Source organism: Oleiphilus sp. HI0086, assembly GCF_001635225.1.
In genome coordinates, this window is record NZ_LWFZ01000095.1 from 1 (window position 1) to 975 (window position 975).

Genomic DNA, 975 nt, shown 5'->3' on the forward strand with positions numbered 1-975 from the left:
AAGTGGTAATGTTGGTCGGTTTATCCCTGATCGTTTTGATGTGAGCTTTTCCGTCACAGGAGGAAATTTTGCCCCAGCGTGTAATGTCGTTGGACTATCGCCCTTCACTTATATGAATCAGGCCTTTCAATGGAATACTGTCCCTGAATTGACGATAAGTGCTGTACGTGCTGATGGCACGATTACACAAAACTATGAAGGTGATTTTTGGCGCTTGGGTGCAAACCTGGAGCTAGATGAGTCTTGTGGTGGTAGTGTAGGCGTTAAGGGTTTTTGCTATACCGATAATGCAGCGACGGCGGCGACATTATCCTCGCCAGTTGGAGATATAAGTTATGGTGCGACAACAGATATTGATGGAACGCTTAGCTTACTTATCCACTCTAGTAACCCTAACTTCAGTTATGATCGACCTGCAGGGACCAATATCGTTCCTTTTGACGCAGATATTGATTTGGTCGTTACTTTGGAAGACGATGATGATGTGACAGGCACTAGTAATTTAGCAGCGCTTGGTTTCCAATTTAGCTCAGAATTACGGCAAGGACGGTGGAAAATGGAGAATGCCTATGGGCCTGATACTCAAGCGTTAAAAATGAAGGCTTACCCCCAATATTATTCTAGCGCCGGAACCTTTGTTGCCCATACTGATGATCAATGTACCGCAGTTGTTCCAACTGTTACACCTTTAGGTAGTGGTGCTACGAGCTTAGAAGATATTCTTGTGGGTTCAGAGTTAACTACCTTAAGTGTGAATGCTCCTCTCGATGATGCGCAAAATGAAAACTTTAGCTTCAGCGCTCCAGGAGTCGGCGGGGCTGGAAAAGTTCAAGTTAATCAGGACTTATCTGCATTGCCATGGTTGCGTTTTGACTGGGACGGAGATGGCGCTCTGGATGATGAGCACCCCTTTGTTGAGGCGCAGTTTGGTCAATATCGAGGCCACGACAGAATTATCTACTGGCGAGAAGTGAG

Annotated in this window: 1 protein-coding gene; it reads left to right on the forward strand. The window is 45.7% G+C overall.

Annotation, left to right across the window (positions count from 1 at the left end; translation table 11 throughout):
- Window positions 1–975, forward strand: a 975-nt coding sequence (locus tag A3756_RS26995) for a DUF6701 domain-containing protein (RefSeq protein ID WP_197481089.1), incomplete at both ends; no start/stop codon positions are given.